Below are 17,008 nucleotides of genomic sequence, written 5' to 3'. Positions count from 1 at the left end.
CCCCTAGTGCGCGCTCGGCCCGTGGCTCAGCACGTAGTTGATGCCCGACATCAGCTGGGAGACCGGGTCGGCGGCACCACCGAAGGCGGCCTGCGTGGCCGGGGCGGTGGCGGCGGCCGGGTCGTAGCCGTGCACCGGGTCGACCTCGATGGGCGCGGTCGCCGGGTCGTCGTTGCGTGAGTAACCGCTGTCGATCATCGGTTTCATCACGGCGTCAAGGTGATTCATGTCCGCTTCGGACATGCCGAGGTACTTGAACGGCACCACGAGCGGCAGGTGCTGCTCGGGGATCAGGTACGTCGTGGTCTTGGCGCCGCGGGAGTTGACGGTAGTGATGATGTTCTGCGGCGGCACGTTCTTCGGGTTGGTGAACGCCACCGCGGTGTGGCCGGTGGCCAGGCCGACGACCGCGTTCGCCAGTGCCATCAGGTTGTCCGGCCGGTCCGGCCAGTCGGCGATGCTGTCGTATGCGGAGACGAATTGGTGTGTGTCGTACTGACTGTCGACCGCCGGCGGCATCAGGAAGTCCAGCGCGGGCACCGTGCTGCCGACGGGAAAGGTCTGCCGCAGGAAGCTCTGGGTCCAGGGGTTGACCGTGAGGGGGTCGCCGTAGGTGGCGAACGACAGCTCGTTCGGCGCCGGCGCAGCCGGGTCATAGGCGAGCCGGTCCTGCACGGCGTGCACGACCATCGCGCCTTCCGACAGGCCGATCACGGTGCCAGGGCCGCCTTCACGGACCCGGCGGATGACGTTGTCCTGCCCGATGTCGACGGACTCACCGATGCTCGGGCCGTTCAACCCGATCTCCGGCATCTTCTGGTGCAGTTCCTCGACGCCCGGGATGAAGCTGAGCACGTGGCCCTGAACCTGACCGGCGGGGTAGTCGACGATCTCGCGTTGCAGGCCCGGGAACCAGTCCGCGCCGGTGCGACGGATGTACTCGTCGTACGGAATACCCATGACGTGGGCGCCGCCGAGGGCGTACCCGCGGCCGGGGGTACCGATCGGCGGAATGGCGGGGACGATCGTGTCGCCGGACCCGGAGCCGGCCGAAGGCTCGTCGGCCGTCGCGATCCAATCCGCGAGGGGCCCTGAGGCACCGACCGTCAGCAGCGTGGTGGCAATTGCCAACGAGCTGGCAAGTAGCTTCTTCATGCGTTGCTCCCCTGCGGTTTTGGTCGTGACGGCCACCAGTTCGCCTCTCCGACGAGGGTGGCCATGGCGGGCACGGTGATGGTCCGCACCAGGAAGGTGTCCAGCAGGATGCCGGCGCCGATGACGAATCCGCCCTGGATCACCGTGCCGATGCTGGAGAACAGCAGACCCCACATCGAGGCCGCGAAGATCAGGCCGGCTGCGGTGATCACGCCGCCGGTCGACGACAGCGTGCGAATGATGCCGTACCGCATGCCATGTGGCGATTCGTCACGCATGCGCGAGACGAACAGCATGTTGTAGTCGGCGCCGACGGCGACCAGCACCACGAAAGCCAGTGGTGGGACGGTCCAGTGCAACGGCTCGTGGAACAGGTACTGGAACACCACGACCCCGATACCGAGCGCGGCGAAGTACGAAAGCACCACGGAGCCAACCAGATACAGCGGCGCGATCAGCGACCGCAGGAGCAGCATCAGGATCAGCAGCACCACGGCGATGGTGACGATGATGATGAACCGGATGTCGTTCTGGTAGTAGTCGCGAGTGTCCTTGAGCGCCACCGGATATCCGCCCATCGACACCGTCGCATCGGACAGCGACGTGTTCGGCTGGGCGCCGCGGGCGGTGTCGCGGATGGTGTTGACCTGATCCATCGCGGCGGAGCTGAACGGGTCGAGCTTGGTGAGGACCAGGTACCGCACCGAGTGTCCGTCGGGCGAGATGAACATCTTGGACGCCGACTTGAAGGCCGCCAGCTGCAGCACCTCGGGCGGGATGTTGAATCCTGCCTGGGTCGGACCGGCCGCGTTCTGCTTCATCGACAGCAGGAACGCCCCGGCCTGGTCGAGGCCCGAACGCATCAGCTTGATCTGGTCGACGACCTCGTCCACCCCGTTGGCGACTTCGCGGCTCCCGGTCGCCGAACGATCGGCGCCCTGCCGCAGTTTGGTCAGGTTGGCCTGCGCGCCGGCGGGGCTGTCCATCCCCATGCTGCGCATCACCTTGGTCAGGTTGGTCATCGCGCTCTGGAGCTGGGCCACCGACGCGTTGAGCGTCTTCTGATCTTGCATGGTCTGCAACTGCCCGGCGAGCTTGTTGATCTCGTCGATGGTGCCGTCCTGGCGCGCCTGTTCGAGCCGCTGGAAGTGGCCGCGGGTTTCGGCGCAGGACAGGTCGAGGTCGCATACCGCGTTGTTCTGCAGCGCCGCGAGCACCGGACCCACCCAACCGAACATGTCTTTGGCTGCCGTGTAATTCAGCCCCAGGGTGTTGCCGAGCTTGCTGACGCTGTTGACGAGCTTGGCCGCGACTTCGACGTTCTGCACCAGCTTGTTGCCGCCGTACTGGCTGCGTATCGCGGTGAAGGCATCCAGCGTCGTCTGGAGTTGCGTGGCGATCTGACCGACCTGGCCGCGCACGTCGCTGAGGTTGGTCGCGAGCGTGTCGGCGCCCTTCGCCAGCCGGTTGATGTCGTTGGTGCGCTCGCCGATCATGCCGGCGCCCTCGGTCAGCCGGTCGCCGACCAGGCCCGCTTGGAAGGTGGCCCGGAACTCCGGCGGCACCTCACCGAGGGGACGGGTGATGCCGCTGACCATGGCGACGTCCGGCAGTTGGCTGATGCGTGACGCCATCTGCTCCAGGTCCGCGAGGGCCTGTGGCGTGCGCACGTCACGCGGCGATTGGACGAGGACGTACGACGGCACGGACTGGTTGACGTTGAAGTGGCTCTCGAGCGCGGCGTACCCGACGGAGCTTGGGGCCGACGAGGCGACGGCCTTGCGGTCGTCGTAGTTGAACTTCGCGAAGCTCGCGGCACTGGCCAGCAGGATCAGCACCAGCAGGCTGGCCACCAGGTGCAGTCGCGGGCGGCGGACGATGCGGGCGCCGGACCGGCGCCACAGCTGTGCGGTGATCTCGTTTCGCGGCTTGATCCAGCCCTTCGGCCCGACGAGCGTGATGATCGCGGGCAGCAGCGTCACCGCGGCGAGGAAGGCCACCAAGATACCGATCGCCGACGACACCCCGACGGTGGAGAAGACGCCCATCTTGGCGAAGCTGATGCCGAGGAAGGTGACGCCGACCGTCGCCGCCGACGCGGTGATGACCTTGCCGACGGACGTCAGCGCCTTGCGCACCGCGTCGGTTGACTCGTCGCCCTGCCGCACATAGTCGTGGTAGCGGCTGATCAGGAATACCGCATAGTCCGTGCCCGCGCCGAAGATCATTGCGCTCAGCAGGATGATGGCCTGGTTCGACACCCCCAGCCCGGTCAGCTGGGACAGCCCGGCGACCGCGGCCTGCGCGATCACCAGAGACATGCCGATGCCGGCCAGCGGCAACATCATGGTGACGGGGTTTCGATAGACGACCAGCAGGACCAGGAGCACCAGGACCGCGATGGCGATCTCGATGGGCATCCGGTCCTTCTCACCCGCGACGGTGAGGTCGGCGACGGTGGCCGCCGGCCCGGCGAGCTGAATCTTCAGCGGACTGCCCGCGGTGCTGTGTTTGACGATGTCGGCCACCCGGTTGTAGGCGGCGTACGACTGCGGCGTGCCCAGCGCGCCGGTCAAACCGACCGGCAACACCCAGGCCTTCTTGTCCTTGCTGGTCAGAAAGTTCCGCAGGGGTGGGGTGCTGATGAAGTCCTGCAGCATGACGACGTCGTGCGGATCGTCGCGCAGGGCGTCCACCAACTTGCGGTAGGTGGCTTCGTCGGCCCGATCCAGGCCGCGGTCGTTGACGAGAACCACCAGCAGCAGGTCGTCGGTGCCGGGTTCCTTGAACGCCTCGGTCATGTGCCGGGCGGCGACGCTCGACGGGGAGTCGGCGGGCAGCATGGCCAGCGGATGCTTCTGGGCCATGTCGTTGAGGCTCGGCACAGCCAGCGGCAGGGCCACGGCGAGCGTGATCCACAGGCCGATCACCACCAACGGCCACCGCACCACAAAATCGGCTAGCCGTCGCAACTGAGGCCCCTTGTCGAGCCCGCCCGACGGGTCACCAGTTCCCGCCGTCGGCGATCCGCGAGCAGACCGACTTCATCGCTTCCAGGTACCTGGTCACGGACTTCTTGGCGATGGGGTTGTCCGGGTACATGACCTCCATGACCGTGCCACCTTCGTACCGGAACACGTAGATGGTCAGCTGGTAGGAGTACCGGCCGTCGGAGTAGATGCCGATGTTGTTGGCGTACCCCATCTCGGTCGCCGCAAGAATTGTGTTGAGCGGGGCCGCGCCGCCGTGCAGGAAGTTCGACACCGGGAAGTTGGGCCGCGGCCAGTCCAGCCACGGTGCCAGCTCGAGCACGCGGTAGTACGGAACCCGCGCCATGTTCAGGTTGCCGTCGAACGATTCCTGCGCCGACCAGGCGGCTTCGTTGAAGGTCGCCGCGGCGATCGGCACGGTGATGGGCACCAGGCCGGTGAACCAGCCCTGCGTCATGAAGTTGTCCGACGTGCGCCGGGTGTCCCGCGGCGTGAGGCCGTAATACGTTGCGGCACCGGTCAATTCGTGCTCGACCTGGGCCATGCACGCGAACAGGCCACCGACGAACCGGGCGCCGGCTCCCTCGCAGGCGGCCTCGAACCGCGCCGTCTGGTCCGGGTCCAACAGTGATTCGCCGACCATGTCGCCGACCGACGGCTCCATGGCGTTCCCCAGCGGCAACGGGAACTCCGGCATGCTGTTGTTGTTGTTCTCAGCAAACTCGATCCAGGCCTGCACCTCGGGCGAATCGACGGTCAGCGCCGAGGTGCGCTCGTGCTCCCGGACGCACCATTCGTCGAAGCTGCCGGCGTCCGGCAGAGCAAACGCTGAGCCCCCTGTTGTCAATGCTGTGTACCGGCCATGAGCCTCCAGCATGGTGATGCCGATGAGCGCCGCATCGCCGTGGACGTGATCGATGGCGGCGTAGAAGTTGAAACTGTCTTCGCTCTGCACGATGCCGAAGGAGAAGCAGCCCCACTCCAGTGGCGTCGGGATGTCCACCAGATGCTTGCGGACGTCTTCGACCGCCAATTCACCGTGATCGACGGGCTCGAACTCGAGGTCATCGGGATCGGTCAGGGTGTGCCGGAGGATGTCACCGGCGTCGGTGTACTCGAACCAGCTGCGGTAGGTGTCGTGCCTGCGCAGATAGGAGTTGAGCGCCTCGTTCATGGCCGCGATATCGCACTGACCAGGAACTTCGCACGTCGCGATGATCTGCCGGGAGTACTCGAGACCCGAGCCGGTGCGCTCGACGACGCCGCGGATGTGCTGGCCCTGCATGTAGCTGACCGGCACCGAACTCACAGGTGCCTGCCGGGCTACTTCACGAGCCGCCTCGGTCGGGTGCCAAGAGGTCAGAACACCTGGGATCGGCGTCCAATCATCGATCTTTCCGATCGTGATTTTCCCGATGCGCAATTACTTTCCTCCCAGGTCTGGACACACTGAGGCCCGGCAACGCTGTTGGCGTCATCAACATACCCCGGCAACCTTTGCGGGCGCCGTTACGCCTGGTAGGACGGTCCTCGCTGACCAACCACCACCGCTGCGCATAATCCTCGTGCTTCAGCAACCTACATGTAATACTGGCCCGCAGAAGATGAGCTGGCCGTGGCCGTTCGGAAGATCAACTGGCCGAGGCCGTTCAGTAGATCTGCCGACCAGTCGATAGGGCCGGCCCTTCGCACATAATTTCTGGCGCTGAACACGGTCTCCTGCATGGGACCGGACGTCACCGGCAAACGCGGGAGGACAACTTTTTCATGGCAAGGATCGAAGCTCCGGAAACGTCCAGCTTTGCGATCGTCGGCTACGCCGCGCGCTTCCCCGGAGCCACCGACGCCGAATCCTTCTGGGAGATGCTGCACGAGGGCCGGGACGCCGTATCCGAGGTGCCCCAGGACCGGTGGGACGTCGACGAGTTCTTCGATGCCGACCCGGACGCCCGCGGCAAGATCATCACCCGCCGCGCCGGCTTCCTCGACGACGCCGTCGGCTTCGACGCACCGTTCTTCGGGGTGTCCACCCGCGAAGCCAAGATGATGGATCCGCAGCAGCGCCTGCTGCTCGAGATGGCGTGGCGCGCGGTCGAGCACTCGGGCACCGCCCCGTCTGCCCTGGCCAACACGCAGACCGGTGTGTTCATCGGCCTGGCCACTCACGACTACCTGGGCATGGCCTCGGGCGAGCTGACCTACCCGGAGATCGAGGCCTACATGGCCATCGGCACCTCGGGCGCCGCGGCCGCCGGCCGCATCAGTTACCGCCTTGGCCTGCAGGGTCCGGCCGTCACCGTCGACACCGCATGCAGCTCGTCGCTGGTGGCCGTCCACCAGGCCTGCCAGGCCCTGCAGCTCGGCGAGTGCGACCTGGCGCTGGCCGGTGGCGCGAACGTCATCCTCAGCCCGGCCACCATGATCACCTTCTCGCAGTCGCGCATGCTGGCCCCCGACGGCAAGTGCAAGACCTTCGACGCCTCCGCGGACGGCTACGTCCGCGGTGAGGGCTGCGGCGTCATCGTGGTGAAGCGACTCGAGGACGCCATCCGCGACGGCGACCGGATCCGCGCCGTCATTCGCGGTAGCGCCATCAACCAGGACGGCGCCTCGGGCGGCCTGACCGTGCCCAATGGCGTTGCGCAGCAACGGGTTATCGCCGAGGCACTGGAGCGCGCGGGCCTGACGCCCGGCGACGTCGGCTACCTGGAGGCGCACGGAACCGGCACGTCGCTGGGCGACCCGATCGAGGTCCAGGCCGCGGCAGCGGCCTACGGCACCGGACGCGATGCGACCGATCCGCTGCTGATCGGCTCGGTGAAGACGAACATCGGACATCTCGAGGCCGCCGCCGGCGTCGCCGGGATCATCAAGGTGATCCTGTCGCTCGAGCACCAGGAACTGCCGAAGCACCTGCACTTCACAAACCCGTCGCCGCACATCCCGTGGGACCGCATCCCCTTGAAGGTCGTCGACGAGGCCACCACCTGGGCACGCGGCGACCGGCCGCGCGTCGCGGGCATCAGTTCGTTCGGCTTCTCCGGCACCAATGCCCATGTCCTGCTTGAGGAAGCGCCTTCCGTGGTTCCCTCGGAGAGCCCGGTCGAGGAGCCCGACGACCGGCGATTCATGGTGCTGCCCCTGTCTGCGCGGACCCCGGCCGCCCTGCTGCAGTCCGCCGAGGACTACCGCGGCTGGTTGGCCGCACACCCTGAGGCCACTCTCTCGGACGTCTGCATCACCGCGGGTGCGGGCCGCGCCCACTTCGAGCACCGCGCCGCGCTCGTGGTGAATTCCCTTGAGTCCGCACGTGAATTGCTCGGCGCGCTGGCCGACGACCGTCCGGCGCCGGGCCTGGTGCGCGGAACTTCCGCGGACAAGCCGAAGACCGCCTGGCTGTTCCCGGGACAGGGCAGCCAGTTCGCCGGCATGGCCAAGGAACTGTTCGAGACCGAGCCGGTCTTCGCCGCGACCATGGAGCAGTGCGCTGCCGCGGTCGCTGACTTACTCGAAAAGCCGTTGCTGGACGTCATTTTCGACGACGGCCCCGGCGCCGAGGAGGCGCTCCGGCAGACCAGCTACGCCCAGCCGGCGATCTTCGCCGTCGAGATGGGCCTGGCCCGGCTCTGGCAGTCGTGGGGCTTCGAGCCCGACGTGGTGCTCGGCCACAGCGTCGGCCAGTACACCGCGGCCTGCGTCGCCGGCGTGTTCAGCCTGGAAGACGGTATGCGGCTGCTCGCGGAGCGCGGCCGGCTGTTCGGCAACCTGCCCGCGGGCGGCCGGATGGCGGCGATCTTCGCCGCGCCCGAGCGCGTCGAGCGCCTCACCGATGAGTACCCGAGCCTGTCGGTCGCCGCGTACAACGGCGCCAACACCGTGCTCTCCGGTCCCGGCGCCGACCTGGAACGTGCTGTCGCCGGACTGACCGGCGACGGTGTCCGCTGCGACTGGCTGGAGACCAGCCACGCCTTCCACTCGGCACTGCTCGATCCGGCGCTCGACGAATTCGAGTCGTACGCAAACCAATTCACGTTCAACGCGCCGCAGCGGATGCTGGTGTGCAACCGGACCGGCGACACCCTGGGCCGCACCGCGAAACTCGACGGCCAGTACTGGCGCCGGCACGCACGTCAGCCCGTCGAATTCGCCAAGGGCGTCGAGACGCTCGCCAAGCTCGGCTGCGCGGTACTGCTCGAAGTCGGCCCGCAGCCGGTGCTGACAGCCGCGGCCCTGCGCGCCTGGCCCGACCCGGCGACCGCGCCGCGGGCCATTGCGTCGTTGCGCCGCAAGGGCGCCGACCACCGGCAGATCACCGAGGCGCTGGCCACCACCTACACCGCCGGGCACCTGCCCGACTTCGCCGCCGTCCGGCCCGGCTCGCCGCACAAGTTCGACCTGCCGACGTACCCGTTCCAGCGCAAGGCCTACTGGTTCACCGACGAGCGGATCAAGCCGACGTGGACCTCGCATCAGACCGGTGGCGCCACCACCGAAGCCGTCCAGCTGCTCCAAGACGGCCGCATCGACGAGCTCGCCACCCTGCTGGGCGGCGTGGCCGGTGACACTGCCGGCAATCAGTCCACCATTGATGTGCTGAACAAGTTTGCCGCGCAACACAACCGGCAGCGCACCGCGCAGTCCGTCTCGGATGCCCGGTACGAAATCCGCTGGGAGAAAGCCGCGGCTGGGTCCTCGTCGGAGATCGGCGAAGGCTCGGCGTGGGTCCTGATCGGTGACGACGCTGCGGTGCTCGAGCCGCTGACCGAGGCCCTGACCCGGCTCGGCCACCGGCACCGCATCCTCGGGCTGCCGGGGTCCGACGCCGATGAGCAGCAGCTGGCAGCCGACCTGCGCGCGGCCGTCGAAGACGAGCCGACGCTGCGCATCCTGCACGTCGCGGCCCTCGACACCGATGCCGCCTCGATGCAAGCGGTCCTGCGCATGCAGCACCGCGTCCTCAACGGCACGCAGCGCCTCTTCCGCGCGGCGGCCACCGCCGAACTACGGGCACCGATCTGGGTGACCACGCGTGGCGCCCAACGGGTTACCGATACCGACACCGTCGCACCGGAGCAGACGAGCCTGTGGGGCTTCGGCCGCTCGGCCGCGCTGGAGTACCCGCAGGTGTGGGGCGGCCTCGCCGACCTCGCCGAGGGCAGCGCCGACGAGTGGGCACGGTTGATCGCCCAGGTGGTCGCGGCCCCGCGCGGTGAGGACCAGATCGCGCTGCGCGCCGAGGGCGTGCACGTGCCGCGCCTCGTCCGCCGGACCGGGCAGCCGAACCCGACGCAGCTCGAATTGCGTTCTGACGCCACGTATCTGGTGACCGGTGGACTCGGGTCGCTCGGGCTGGAGATCGCGGAGTACCTGGCCGCGCACGGTGCAAAGCGGCTGGTCCTGACCAGCAGGCGCGCGCCGAGTGAGGCCGCGCAGCAGCGCATTGACGCGCTGCGCGAGCAGCACGGCTGCGAGGCCCGCGTTATCACCGCCGATGTCGCGAATCCGCACGACGTCGCCCGCCTGATGTCCACCCTGCGCGCCGAGTTGCCGCCGTTGGCCGGTGTCGTGCACGCGGCCGGTGAGAACAGCACCACGCCGCTGGCCACCCTGGAGGGCGCCGAGCTGGAGCGCGTGTTCTCCGGAAAGGTCTGGGGTGCTTGGTATCTCAGCGAGGCCGTCACCGACCTGACGCTGGACTTCTTCCTGTCCACCTCGTCGATCTCGGCGGTGTGGGGCAGCTACGGCCAGACCGCCTACAGCGCGGCCAACGCGTTCCTCGACGGCTTGACCTGGCGCCTGCGCGAGCAGGGTGTGCCCGGCATGAGCGTCAACTTCGGTCCGTGGTCCGCCGGTATGGCCGACCCCGATGCCCGCGCCCAGCTGGAGCGCCGCGGCGTCCGCACCCTGTCCCCCACCGACGCCCTGACCGGCATGGCCGACATCCTGGTGGCCGGCGGCTCCCCCGCGGAAGCCGTTGTGGCACGGATGGACTGGGCCAAGTTCCTGCCCATCTACTCGCAGGCCGGGTCGCGCGCCCTGCTGGCCGAGGTGGCCCGCGAGGTGCCCGAGTCCGCGGGGGCTTCCGGCGCGGTCGGCGCGTCCGGGAACACGCGCCTTGTCGAGCAGCTCATCGCCGCACCGGTGCAGCAGCGCAAGAAGCTGGTGCTGGAGTACCTGCGCGACGCCGTCGCCGAGGTGACGCGCATCGAGGCCGCCGAGATTCGCGAGGAGACCGGTTTCTTCGACCTCGGCATGGACTCGCTGATGGCCGTCGAACTGCGTCGCCGGCTGGAACAGGGTGTCGGCAAGGAACTTCCGGCGACTCTCGCCATGGACCACCCGCGGCTCACCGACGTCGCGGACTACCTGCTCAGCGACATCCTGAACCTCAACGAGAAGGCCGGTCCGAAGGCCGTCAGCGCCGTCAAGTCGCTCGCCGCGGCCGACGAGCCCATCGCCATCATCTCCGTGGCGTGCCGCTTCCCCGGCTCGCCCGACCCGGATGCGTTCTGGCGGGTGCTGTCCCAGGGCGTCGACGCGATCAGCGAGATTCCCGAGGACCGCTTCGACGTCGACGAGTTCTACGACCCCGACGCCATGACGCCGGGCAAGATCTACACCCGCTCCGGTGGCTACCTGGAGAGCGTCGACACGTTCGATCCCGAGTTCTTCGGCATCTCGCCGCGCGAGGCCGTGTGGATCGACCCGCAGCAGCGACTGATGCTCGAAATCGCCTGGGAGGGCTTGGAAAGAGCCGGGTACGCCCCGTCATCGCTGCGCGGCAGCCGCACCGGCGTGTTCGTCGGTGTCGGCGCCAACGAGTACTCGCACCTGTTGTCGGGCGGCTCGGTGGAGAACCTCGAACCGCACTTCATCACCGGTAACGCGCTCAACGCCATCGCGGGCCGCGTGTCGTTCACGCTGGGCCTGGAAGGGCCGGCCATGGCGGTCGACACTGCCTGCAGCTCGTCGCTGGTGGCCGTGCACCAGGCCACACAGGCCCTGCATTCGGGCGACTGCGACATGGCTCTGGCCGGTGGCGTCAACGTGCTGCTGAGCCCGGCGTCCATCGTCGCCGCGTCACGCGCCCGCATGCTGGCGCCCGACGGCCGCTGCAAGACATTCGACGCCGCTGCCGACGGCTACGTCCGCGGTGAGGGTTGCGGCGTCCTGGTCCTCAAGCGGCTCAGCGACGCGCAGCGCGACGGGGACCGCATCGCGGCGATCATCCGCAGCAGCGCGGTCAACCAGGACGGTGCATCCAGCGGCTTGACCGTGCCCAATGGCGGTGCGCAGCAACGGCTCATCAACATGGCCCTGAGCCGGGCCGGCCTGGCCGGCGGCGACGTCGACTACCTGGAAGCGCACGGCACCGGCACCCCGCTCGGTGACCCGATCGAGGTCCAGGCCGCGGCGGCCGCGTACGGCGCGGGCCGCGACCCGAACCGGCCGCTGCTGATGGGCACGGCCAAGACCAACATCGGCCACCTCGAGTCGGCGGCCGGCGTCGCCGGTCTGGTCAAGGTCGTGTTGTCGCTGGAGCACGAAATGCTCCCGCAGACCCTGCATTTCAACAAGCCGTCGCCGCACATCCCGTGGGACTCGCTGCCCGTGCAGGTGGTGGACAAGCCGACGCCGTGGCACACCGACGGCCGCCCGCGCCGCGCCGGCGTCAGCTCTTTCGGGTTCACCGGCACCAACGCGCACGTGCTGTTGGAAGAGGCCCCGGTGGTGACCTCCGATGAGGACACCGACGAGATCACTGCGGACGACGCGACCAACGCCCCTGCCACCGAACCCATCAGCGTGCTGCCGCTGTCGGCGCGCTCGGCGCAGGGCCTGACGGCGCTGGCGCAGCGGTACCGCGAGTGGCTCGACGAGCACCCCGACGCCTCGATCGCCGACGTGTGCTTCACCGCAGGCTCGGGGCGTTCACACTTCGAGCATCGCGCCGCGGTGGTCGCGAACACCGTCCACGATGCCAAGAACCTGTTGGAAGATCTGGTGGCGAACAAGCTGCGGCCGGGCGTGCTCAAGGGCGAGTGCGCCGACCCGCCGACCACCGCGTGGTTCTTCCCCGGTCAGGGCAGCCAGTACCCGGGCATGGCCCGCGAATTGTTCGACACCGAACCGGTTTTCGCCGACGTGGTGCGCCGGTGCGCAGAAGCAGTGGACCCGATCCTGCCGCGCCCCCTGCTTGAGGTCATGTTCGGCAACGATCGGGAAGCGGCAGAAACGCTGCGCAACACCGCATTTGCGCAGCCCGCGATCTTCGCCGTCGAGATGGGCCTGGCCCGGTTGTGGCAGTCGTGGGGCATCGAACCGGATGCGGTGCTGGGCCACAGCGTCGGCCAGTACGCGGCGGCCTGTGTCGCCGGGGTGTTCAGCCTGGAGGACGGCGTCCGATTGATCGCCGAGCGCGGCCGGCTGTTCGGCAGCCTGCCGGCCGGCGGCCGCATGGTGGCGGTGTTCGCCGATCCCGAGTACGTGGAGCGCGCCGCCGAGGCATTCCCGCGGGTGTCCATCGGCGCCTACAACGGCCGCAACACCGTGCTGTCGGGCCCGGGTGAGGATCTGGAGCAGATCGTCGCCGCCTGCAGCGAGGACGCCACGCGCTGCACGTGGCTCGAGACCAGCCATGCCTTCCACTCGGAGCTGCTGGACCCGGTCCTCGACGAATTCGAGTCCTTCGCAACGCAGTTCCAGTTCGCCGTGCCGACCCTGCCGCTGATCTGCAACCGCACCGGCGCGGTGCTCACCGCCGAGACGCCGTTGAACGCGCCGTACTGGCGTCGGCATTCGCGTCAGCCGGTGCAGTTCACCGAAAGCGTCAAGACCGTCGCGGCGCTGGGCTGCTCGGTGCTGATGGAGATCGGCCCGCAGCCGATCCTGACCGCGGCCGCCCTGCAGTGCTGGCCCGAGTCTTCGGAGACCCCGCGGGCCATCGTCTCCCTGCGCAAGGGCGCCAACGCACAGCGGCAGATCACCGAAGCGCTGGCCACCACGTATATCACCGGACACCGGCCTGATTTCGCGGCCAAGAACCGCGGTCAGCGGGTCGAACTGCCGACCTACCCGTTCCAGCGCCGCCGCTTCTGGCCCAAGACCGCGAATGTCGTGGGCATGAGTTCCGGCGGGTCTGCCGCCACGTCCGGAATCCTGGGCAGCGCAAAGGATCTGGCCACCGGCGACACGATCTACAGCAACGTGTTGTCGGTCAAGACGCAGCCCTGGCTGTCGCACCACGTCATCTACGGCACCGTCGTGGTGCCGGGCGCGACGTACGCGGCGATGGCCCTGGCCTCGGTCGGAGCACCGGCTCGGGTGAAGGAAGTCTTCTTCTACGAGCCGATCATCCTGCCGGACAAGGCGGCTCGCGAGACGCAGCTGACCATCCGCTCCCTGGAGGGCGGCGAAGGCTGGAAGTTCCAGGTGCACAGCCGACCGAACGGGGTTCGCGAAGCCGAGTGGTCGTTGAACGCCGACGGCACCCTGCTGGCCGGTGCCAGTGAAGCGGACGCCTCGGACGATGTCGCCGGTTCGATGGAAGATGTCGTCGAGCGCATGGAGCGGCTGCGTCCGCAACAGCTGTTCGAGACGTTCAACGACATGGAATTGGCCTGGGGCCCAACGTGGTCCACGTCGCTCAAGTCGTTGTGGGTGCGCGACGGCATGGCCATCGGAGACGTGTCGGTCGGCGACGAACTCGCCGAGCACCTCAGCACCGAGCCCATCCATCCCGTGCTGCTCGACCTGTGCACCGGCGTGGCCTTCCCGGCCTTCCCGGCGCTGCTGGCCGCCGAACACGGCATGCACGACCTGTTCCTGCCGCTGCGGTACGGCCAGGTCGAGCTGCGCGACAAGATGCCCCGGCGGTTCTATGCGCGGGCGCGCTGGCACACCAGCGAGCTGACCAACGAGACGCAGGTCTTCGACATCGACTTCCTCGATCGCGACGGCAAGCGGCTCGGCGGCATCACCGAGTTCACCGTGAAGCGGGCGCCGCGTGAGGCACTGCTGCGCGGGCTCGGTGGCGACACCACCCGACTGCTGTACACGCTGGGCTGGCAGGAGGGCGCCGCACCGAGCGCCGCGGACGAGGCAGAGAGCAAGACCACCGGCACCTGGCTGATCGCCGGCTTCGACGAGTTGGCTGCCGGTCTGCCCGGCGCGGTCACGCTCGATCAGACGGTGGACGCCGCCGCCTGGCAGCAGGCGATCGCGGCAGCCGCCGAAAGCGGCTCCCCGGTCACCGGAATCGTCTGGCGCGCTTCGGGACAACAGGACGCCGACATCGCGGCGCGGCTGGAGTCCGAGGTCGGCACCGTGCTCGGGGCCATGCAGACCGCCCTCGCCGAGGAAAAGCTGAACCTCACCGGCGGACTCTGGATCGTCACCGAACGCGCGGTGGCGACCGAGCCCGGCGAGCCCGTCGACCCGGTGCAGGCCGCGCTGTGGGGCCTGGGCCGCACCGTCATCAACGAGCAGCCGACCCTGCGCCTGCGGCTCGTCGACCTCGACGATGCCGACGACAACGCCACCAACTGGCTGACCGGCATTCTGGGCACTCCGGTGACGGAGTCGGAATTCGCACTGCGGCAGGGCAAGTTCCTCGTGCCGCGGCTGATGCACTGGGCGCGCAGCGGCCACCTGCCGATGCCGCGCTCCGACGACTACGTGCTGGCTCCCACCGAGCGTGGTGCGATCGACAACCTGCGGCTGACCGAGAAGGACGTGACGCCGCCCGCGCCGCACGAGGTGCAGGTCCGGATCGAGGCAGCCGGCCTCAACTTCCGTGACGTGCTCAACGTGCTGGGCCTCTACCCGGGTGATCCCGGGCCCATCGGCGGTGACCTGTGCGGTGTCATCACCGAATTGGGTTCGGAGGTGACCAGATTCGAGGTCGGCCAGCGCGTCTTCGGTTCCATGCAGGGCGCCTTCTCGAGCCGCCTGAACGTGCCGGAGCAGTTGCTCGCGGTGGTGCCGGAGGGCATCACCCCGGTCGATGCGGCGACGCTGCCCGCGGCCGCGCTGACGGTCCGGCTCGCGTTCGACTGGGCGCAGCTCAAGCCGGGCGACCGCGTGCTGATCCACGCCGCCAGTGGTGGTGTCGGGTTGGCGGCAGTGCAGATGGCGCGCCAGAAGGGCGCGATCGTCTTCGCCACCGCCAGCACCTACAAACGCGCGACGTTGCGCAAGATGGGTGTCGAGTACGTCTACGACTCGCGCACAACCGATTTCGCGGACCAGATTCTCGCCGACACCGACGGCGAGGGCGTGGACGTGGTGCTCAACAGCCTGACCAACGAGGGCTTCGTCGAGGCCACGGTGCGGGCGACCGCCCAGGGTGGCCGGTTCGCCGAGATCGCCAAGCGCGACATCTGGACCCCCGAGCGCATGGCGGAAGTTCGCCCGGACATCAACTACGAGATCGTCGCGCTCGACGTCACGATGATGACCGACCCCGCACACATCCAGCGCCTCATGGAAGAGGTGTCGGATGGCTTGACCAAGGGCGAGTGGACGCCGGTGCAGGCCGAGGTCTACCCGCTGACGGAGGCCAAGACCGCGTTCCGCCGGATGCAGCAGGCCCGGCACATCGGCAAGATCGTGGTGCAGATGCCGAAACCGCTGCAGCCGCACGGTGATCGGACCTACCTGGTGACCGGTGGTCTCGGCGCACTCGGTCTGCACACCGCCGCCTACCTGGCCCAGTTGGGTGCCGGCGACATCGTGCTGACCAGCCGACGGGAGCCGGACGCCGACGCGCAGCGCGCCATCGACGCGATGATGGAGCGCTTCCACTGCCGGGTGCACGTCTTCTCCGGTGACGTCGGTGACGAGTCCTCGGTTACGGCGTTGCTCGACCGGATCCGCACGGAATTGCCGCCGCTGGCCGGCGTGGCTCACCTCGCGGGTGTGCTCGACGATGCCCTGCTCCCCCAGCAGGATCTGGAGCGCTTCCGGAAGACCCTGGGCCCCAAGGCCTTCGGCGCCTTGCACCTGCACAAGTTGACGCAGGACGACGATCTCGACTTCTTCATCGTCTACTCGTCGGCGTCAGCGGTGCTGGGTTCACCGGCGCAGGCCAACTACGCCACCGCCAATGCGCTGCTCGACGGACTCGTCGCGCACCGCAGGGCGCTGGGCCTGCCGGCGACGGCCGTCAACTTCGGCCCGTGGGGCCGGGGCGGCATGGCCAGCTCGCAGGCAGCCACGGCCAACCTGAGTGCGCAGGGCATGATGCCGCTCGAGCCCTCGGCGGCCCTGGCTGCGCTCGGCGAGGTCATCCGGCATGGCGCCGCGCAGGCGACGGTCCTCAAGGCCAACTGGCAGCGGGCCGCCAAGATGCTCGGCGGCATCCGTCCGCCGCTGCTCGATCAGGTGTTGCCGACCAGCGACGCGGCAGCCACCGGTGACAGCGAGCTGCTCCGTCAGCTGCAGGAGATTCCCGACGCCCAGCGCGCCGGGTTCATCACCGAGTTCCTGCAGAAAGAGGTGCAGGGCTTCCTGCGCCTGGCCCAGCCGCCCGCCGCGACGAGCCGGTTCCTGGATCTCGGCACCGACTCGCTGATGGCGGTCGAGCTCCGCAACCGGTTGTTCGGGCAGTTCGGCGGCAAGTTCGACATCAGCCCGACGGCGATCTTCGACTACCCGACCCTCGGCGAACTCGCCGGGCACCTGGCGTCACAGCTGCCGCCGTCGGACGCACCGGAGGCGCCGGCTGAGGCTCCTGCCGCGGAGGCGGCTGCGGAGGCTGCCGGCGAGGCTGAACCCGAGGCGCCTGCCGCACAGGAGTGACGACTGTGACGGGTGTGCACGCTGTCTCGAGCAAACTGCGTGCACACCCCACTCCCTGGCCA

General features: G+C 68.5%; 4 protein-coding genes. 1 reads left to right on the top strand and 3 read right to left on the bottom strand.

What is annotated here, in order from left to right; translation table 11 throughout:
- Positions 1-3 precede the first annotated feature (3 nt).
- The 3 genes from pe to AC1U2B_RS24500 are packed head-to-tail and all read right to left on the bottom strand — an operon-like array spanning position 4 to position 5,568.
- Positions 4-1,155 carry an acyltransferase PE gene (gene pe, locus AC1U2B_RS24510; protein WP_480218821.1) on the bottom strand — a complete coding sequence of 384 codons (1,152 nt, stop codon included), beginning with the start codon at positions 1,153-1,155 and terminating at the stop codon, positions 4-6.
- Positions 1,152-4,127 carry an MMPL/RND family transporter gene (locus AC1U2B_RS24505; protein WP_480218820.1) on the bottom strand — a complete coding sequence of 992 codons (2,976 nt, stop codon included), beginning with the start codon at positions 4,125-4,127 and terminating at the stop codon, positions 1,152-1,154. Before AC1U2B_RS24505 ends, pe begins: the two co-directional genes overlap by 4 nt.
- A 31-nt stretch (positions 4,128-4,158) precedes the next feature.
- Positions 4,159-5,568, bottom strand: coding sequence for a condensation domain-containing protein (locus AC1U2B_RS24500; RefSeq protein ID WP_480218819.1), 1,410 nt, complete (start codon positions 5,566-5,568; stop codon positions 4,159-4,161).
- A gap of 344 nt (positions 5,569-5,912) precedes the next feature.
- Between AC1U2B_RS24500 and AC1U2B_RS24495 the strand changes: the two genes are divergently transcribed.
- Complete coding sequence (locus tag AC1U2B_RS24495; protein ID WP_480218818.1) at positions 5,913-16,946, top strand: type I polyketide synthase; 11,034 nt, start codon at positions 5,913-5,915, stop codon at positions 16,944-16,946.
- The last annotated feature ends 62 nt before the right edge of the window (positions 16,947-17,008 follow it).

Source organism: Mycolicibacterium sp. P4_G11, assembly GCF_056555145.1.
This window is presented reverse-complemented; position numbering and strand designations above follow the sequence as displayed.

Bases quoted from the DNA above. Each gene is read 5' to 3' on its own strand.
- pe (WP_480218821.1), bottom strand. From the start codon at position 1,155: ATGAAGAAGCTACTTGCCAGCTCGTTGGCAATTGCCACCACGCTGCTG.
- AC1U2B_RS24495 (WP_480218818.1), top strand. From the start codon at position 5,913: ATGGCAAGGATCGAAGCTCCGGAAACGTCCAGCTTTGCGATCGTCGGC.